A 1,370-nucleotide genomic window follows, 5' to 3' on the forward strand; every position below is an offset into this window, starting at 1 on the left:
CTGTACTTGAGCAAATTTACTAACATAAATTTACAAATAAACATAAAAAGAGACATGAACCGATTCCTTGGTTAGAATAGATGTGCTACCAAACTACCCAAACAAGGAGGTTCATGTCTCTCGTATGGATAGATTAGCACATCATCAAGAAATCTACAATACATTATCTTCTCTCGGATTAAAACTTTATTATTCCAAGTCTGTGATGAACCATCTCGTCCACATCATAGATGGAATGCTCACAAAAGGATGTTCTGGTACTCTGACGGATCTCCATCAGTTGAGTTACCATCCGAAACACCGAACGACGTTGAGTCATTTTTTGCACAAAGGCGTTTGGGACGAAAACCGACTTCTTCAAGCCGCACAACAATCCGTTTGTAAGCAGATTCATCGATTAGCGAAACAAACGAATGAGCCGGTTTTCCTGATGATTGATGATACGATTTGCCAAAAGACAAAGCCCTCGTTACAGGCTAAGTCTCCTATTGAAGGGTGTGATCATCATTTTTCACACACCGAAGGCAAATTCGTATGGGGGCATCAGGTAGTCTGGATGATGATTCGTTGTGCTCATCGTGCGTTCCCTTATGCCTTTGCACGTTACGATAAGACATCAGGAATTAGTAAAATCGCTCTCGCACGCCAAATGATCCAATCGCTCCATGGGTGGAACCATCGTGTCTATGTTCTGTTTGATTCTTGGTATACATCGAAATCGCTCATTGAAACGTGCCTAACGAAAGGATGGTATGTCATCGCAGCACTGAAAACCAACCGCATCCTGTATCCACAAGGAATTCGTCAATCCGCCAAAGAATTTGCCCGTTACATCGATGTTTCCGATACCCACCTCGTGACCGTGGGAGGGGAAACGTATCGAGTGTATCGCTACGAAGGGGCATTGAACGACATTCCAAATGCGGTGGTATTGTTTTGTTGGAAAACCGATCAACCGATGACGAGCGAGCATTTGCGTTGTTTTTTGAGTACAGACACGGAACTGAGCGATCAGGCTATTCTTGAATACTATGCGAAACGCTGGTCGATCGAAAGCTACTTTCGGCAAACGAAAGAAACATTAGGTTTCGATCGATATCGAATCCGACATGAGCGAGCCATTAAACGATATTGGGTCATCGTACAATTTACGTATATCTATTGCATGACAGAACATTCAAGTGATTTTTCAACCGGTCTTGCGAGTGTGAGATCGAGAAAAATTCACAATCTCATTGAGTTTATTTATTACGAAGCCCAACGAGGAGTGCCACTAGATTCCATTAAAAACCAGTTACGAGTGGCATAAGGGTATCTTTGTTTGCTTTTTAAAGATGGTAATAAATGTAATGAAATTTACTCATCTACAG

The 1,370-nt window shown here is 42.0% G+C and carries 1 protein-coding gene; it reads left to right on the forward strand.

Features of this window, described 5'->3' with window-relative positions; genetic code table 11:
• Positions 1-124: 124 nt before the first annotated feature.
• A complete protein-coding gene (locus AC0KTX_RS16745; protein WP_474253158.1) occupies positions 125-1,309 on the forward strand; it encodes an IS701 family transposase in 1,185 nt (394 codons plus the stop codon).
• Positions 1,310-1,370 lie beyond the last annotated feature (61 nt).

It is taken from the genome of Aeribacillus sp. JST-2 (assembly GCF_056032925.1).